Annotated in this window: 4 protein-coding genes; all 4 read left to right on the top strand. The window is 62.8% G+C overall.

The genetic code is table 11. The annotated features are described in order from the left end of the window. Positions 1-1,330: peptide ABC transporter substrate-binding protein (locus EOA75_RS29485; RefSeq protein WP_164747645.1), on the top strand; the 1,330-nt coding region annotated here is incomplete at its 5' end. Positions 1,331-1,504: 174 nt separating this feature from the next. Further along, a complete protein-coding gene (locus EOA75_RS29480) occupies positions 1,505-2,428 on the top strand; it encodes an ABC transporter permease subunit (RefSeq protein WP_066997760.1) in 924 nt (307 codons plus the stop codon). Next, the gene (locus EOA75_RS29475; protein ID WP_067327929.1) at positions 2,421-3,545 is read left to right on the top strand and encodes an ABC transporter permease subunit; all 1,125 of its coding nucleotides are present in this window, start codon (positions 2,421-2,423) and stop codon (positions 3,543-3,545) included. The genes EOA75_RS29480 and EOA75_RS29475 overlap by 8 nt, the downstream gene beginning before the upstream one ends. A 17-nt stretch (positions 3,546-3,562) precedes the next feature. Further along, positions 3,563-4,375, top strand: an 813-nt coding sequence (locus EOA75_RS29470) for an ATP-binding cassette domain-containing protein (protein WP_164747644.1), incomplete at its 3' end; no start/stop codon positions are given.

Raw genomic sequence — 4,375 nt, 5'->3', positions numbered from 1 at the left:
TGTCTACACCTTCAAGCTGCGCAAGGACGGCCTGTGGTCGGATGGCAGCCCGGTGACGGCGGACGACTTCGTCTACTCGTTCCATCGGCTGGAAGACCCGGCCACCGCTGCAGAATACGCCTCGATGCTCTATCCGGTGAAAGGCGCCGAGGACTTCAACACGAAGAAAGGCAAGGCTGAGGATATGGGCGTGAAGGCGATCGACGCCAACACTCTGCAAGTCACGCTGAAGGCTCCGACGCCCTACTTCCTGGAGATGCTGACCCACCAGGCGACCTATCCGGTCAACAAGGCTTCGATCGACAAGCTCGGCGCGGACTGGATCAAACCGGGCAAGCTGGTCTCCAACGGCGCCTATACGCTGGCGGAGTGGATTCCCAACGACCACATGAAACTGGTCAAGAACCCGAAGTTCTGGGACGCCGCGAGCGTCAAGCTCGACGTGGTCAACTACATCCCGACCGAGGATCGCTCGTCCGCGATGAAGCGCTTCGAGGCCGGCGAACTCGACAGCTATGGCGACCTGCCGACCGAACAGCTCGCCGATCTCAAAACCAAATTCGGTGACCAGATCCGTGTGGGGCCATATCTCGGCACCTATTATTATGCGGTCAAGACCGATAAGGCGCCTTGGGACAACGTCGAGCTGCGCAACGCCATCTCGATGGCGATCGATCGCGACTTCCTCGCCGAGAAGGTCTGGCAGAACTCGATGCTGCCCGGCTATTCGATGGTGCCTCCGGGCATCGAGGGCTACACGCCGGCACTGGCCAAATACGCCGACATGTCTCAGATCGACCGCGAGGATGCGGCCAAGAAAGTGCTGGAAAAGCTTGGCTATACACCCGAGCATCCGTTGAAGATGGAGATCCGCTACAACACCTCGGAGAACCACAAGAACACCGCGGTCGCCATCCAGGAACAGCTGAAGCCGCTCGGCATCGAGGTGACGCTGCTCAACACCGACACCAAGACCCACTATGGCTTCCTCGAGCAGAAGGGCAACTACGACGTCGCCCGCGCCGCCTGGATCGCCGACTACAAGGATCCGGAGACCTTCCTCGGCATCTCGCGCAAGGCGAGCGGCAACAACTACTCGAACTATAACAGCCCTGCCTATGAAGCCGCCATGGACAAGGCAGCCGCCGCCGGCGGCAAGCCTGAGGAGCGCATGAAGGACCTCGCCGCAGCGGAGCGCATCCTCGTCGACGATGTCGGCCAAATCCCGCTGCTCTACTACAGCTACCACGACATCGTTTCCTCCAAGCTGCATGGCTTCGAGGACAATGTGATGGACATTCATCCGTCTCGCTTCATCTCCAAGGGCTGACAAGGAACCTTGGCCGTGCCGCCGCTCTCTTTTAGGGAGCGGCGGCCGCGGTCTGTCGTCGTGCCGGGCCGAAAGTCGCATTGGATTTTCGGCGATCGCGGTGCGAAGATCAGAGATGCCAGCGCGCCACGATCTCGTCTGGAGAGCCGTCGCCCTGGCTGAAGCGGGGCGCCGATGCTGCGTTATGTCTTCCGGCGGCTATTGACCGCCATCCCGACGCTGTTCGTCATCGTGACGGTGGCGTTCTTCCTGATCCGCGTCGCGCCAGGCGGCCCGTTCAACCAGGAGCGGGGCTTGAGCCCCGAGATCAGGGCCAATCTCGAAGCCCAGTTCGGCCTCGACGATCCGCTCTGGCTGCAATATCTCCACTATCTCGGCAATCTTTTGCGCGGCAGTTTCGGACCGAGCTACAACCTGCCGGATTTCACCGTCACCGAACTCTTCGCCAAGGGCCTGCCGATCTCGGTGCAGATCGGTACCTCGGCGCTGGTGCTGGCGCTGCTGCTCGGCTCGATCCTCGGCACGATCGCCGCGCTCAACCAGAATAAAATAGCCGACTATTCGGTGATCGCTCTAGCCACCGCCGGCAGCACCATCCCCACCTTCGTCACCGCGCCGGTGATCCAGCTCGTCTTCGGCCTTTCCTGGAAGCTGTTGCCGATCGGCGGCTGGGGCGACGGCGCCTTAATCAACAAGGTCGGGCCGGTGCTGACGCTTGCCCTGCCGCAGATCGCCATCGTCGCCCGCCTGATGCGCGGCTCGATGATCGAGAGCCTGCGCTCGCACCACATCCGCACCGCCCGCGCGCTCGGCCTCTCCGACTGGTCGGTGGTGGTCAAGCACGCGCTGCGCGGCGCCGTGCTGCCGATCGTCTCCTTCACCGGTCCGGCGGCGGCGGCGCTGCTCACCGGCTCGATCATCGTCGAGACCATCTTCTCCATTCCAGGTGTCGGCCGCTACTTCGTCGACGCCGCGCTCAACCGCGACTACACGCTGGTCATGGGAACTGTGGTGGTGATCGCGCTCTTCACCATCGTCTTCAACCTGATCGTCGATCTTCTCTATGCGGTCGTCGATCCGAGGGTGCGCTATGACTGAGCTTGCCGTAGCCGCTCCGGAGCCGATCGTCGGCCGCTCGCTCTGGGGCAATGCTTGGGCGCGGCTGAAGCGCAACCGCGCCGCCATGTTCAGCCTCTACTATCTGGCATTCATTGCCGTCATCAGCGTGTTCGGCCCTATGGTCGTGCCGCATGAATACACGACCATCTACGGCGACTATGTGCGCACGCCGCCGAGCCTGTCGGCCTATCCGAAGCCCGACATGATCCAGGGCGCGCTGAGCGACGCGATCAAACGCATGCGCGTCGACATCAAGGAGTGGCACCAGGACGGCAGCCGCGTCGTCGTCACCGTCACCTCCAAGAAGCCGATCGACGACCGCAATATCCGCTATCTCGACCGCTCCGACGCCTTCGACGACACGAAGATCGAGAGCAAGTCGCCCGATGGGCTCGAAATGACCATGAGCTCGGCCGTCAAGCAGCAATATTTCTTCTTCGGCACCGACAACACCGGGCGCGATCTCTTGTCTCGCACGCTGATGGCCGGGCGCATTTCGCTCGCGATCGGCCTGCTTGCCGGTGTCGTCGCCGGCGTCATCGGCGTGATCTACGGCGCGACGGCCGGCTTTGCCGGCGGCAGGGTCGACGAGGTGATGATGCGCATCGTCGACGTGCTTTACTCGCTGCCCTTCATCTTCTTCGTCATCATGCTTGTGGTGTTCTTCGGCCGCAACTTCGTGCTGATGTTCCTGGCGGTGGGGGCGGTGCTGTGGCTCGACATGGCGCGGATCGTGCGCGGCCAGGCGCTGTCGATCCGCAGGCAAGAATACGTTCAGGCGGCGGAAGCGATGGGCGTCGGCCAGCGCGGCATCCTCGTGCGCCACGTCATCCCCAACCTGCTCGGGCCGGTGGTGATCTACATGACGCTGCTGGTGCCGCAGGTCATCATCCTGGAAAGCTTCCTGTCCTTCCTCGGGCTTGGCGTGCAGGAGCCGATGACCAGTTGGGGCGTGCTGATTTCGGTCGGTGCCAAGAACATCGGCTATGCCAACTGGCTGCTGTTGTTCCCGGCCTTCTTCCTGGTTTCGACGCTGTTCGCGCTGAACTTTGTCGGCGACGGCCTGCGCGACGCGCTCGACCCCAAAGATCGATAAGGATGGGGATCGCTGACATGGCTTCCGAAACGATCCTCAGCGTCAAGGACCTGCGCGTCCGCTTCCAGACCCTCGACGGCACGGTCGAGGCGGTGAAGGGCATCAGCATAAAGGTCAATGCCGGCGAGACCGTCGCCGTCGTCGGCGAATCCGGATCCGGCAAGAGCCAGACGATGATGGCGGCGATGAGCCTGCTTTCCTCCAATGGCGAAGCGACCGGCCAGGTCGATTACCGCGGCCGCAACCTGCTGGAGATGACCAAGAGCGAGCTCAACAAGGTTCGCGGCCGCAAGATCAGCATGATCTTCCAGGAGCCGATGACCTCGCTCGATCCGCTCTACACCATCGGCAACCAGCTCATCGAGCCGATCCGCCGCCATCGCGGCCTGAGCGCCCAGGCCGCGCGTGAAGAGGCGCTGAAGCTGTTGAGACTGGTGCACATCCCCGATCCCGAGCGGCGGATGAAATCCTATCCGCACGAAATGTCGGGCGGCCAGCGCCAGCGCGTTATGATCGCTATGGCTTTGGCGAACGATCCCGACATCCTGATCGCCGACGAGCCGACGACGGCGCTCGACGTCACCATTCAGGCGCAGATCCTGATGCTGCTTGCCGAACTGCAGCGCAAGCTCGGCATGGCGATCGTCTTCATCACCCATGATCTCGGCATCGTCCGCCGTTTCGCCGACCGCGTCTATGTCATGCGCCAGGGCGAGGTGGTGGAGGAGGGCGAGGCGGAAGCGCTTTTCGCCAATCCGCAGCACGCCTACACCAAGATGCTGCTCGCCGCCGAGCCGACCGGCACCAAGGCGGCGAGCAGCATCTTGGTG

Source organism: Mesorhizobium sp. M1A.F.Ca.IN.022.07.1.1 (assembly GCF_003997575.1).
GTDB lineage: Bacteria > Pseudomonadota > Alphaproteobacteria > Rhizobiales > Rhizobiaceae > Mesorhizobium.
The sequence above is the reverse complement of the archived record's forward strand: the minus strand, read 5'-3'. Positions and strand labels throughout refer to the sequence as shown.

Coding starts and splice junctions, on each gene's coding strand:
- EOA75_RS29475 (WP_067327929.1), top strand. CDS start 2,421: ATGACTGAGCTTGCCGTAGCCGCTCCGGAGCCGATCGTCGGCCGCTCG.
- EOA75_RS29480 (WP_066997760.1), top strand. CDS start 1,505: ATGCTGCGTTATGTCTTCCGGCGGCTATTGACCGCCATCCCGACGCTG.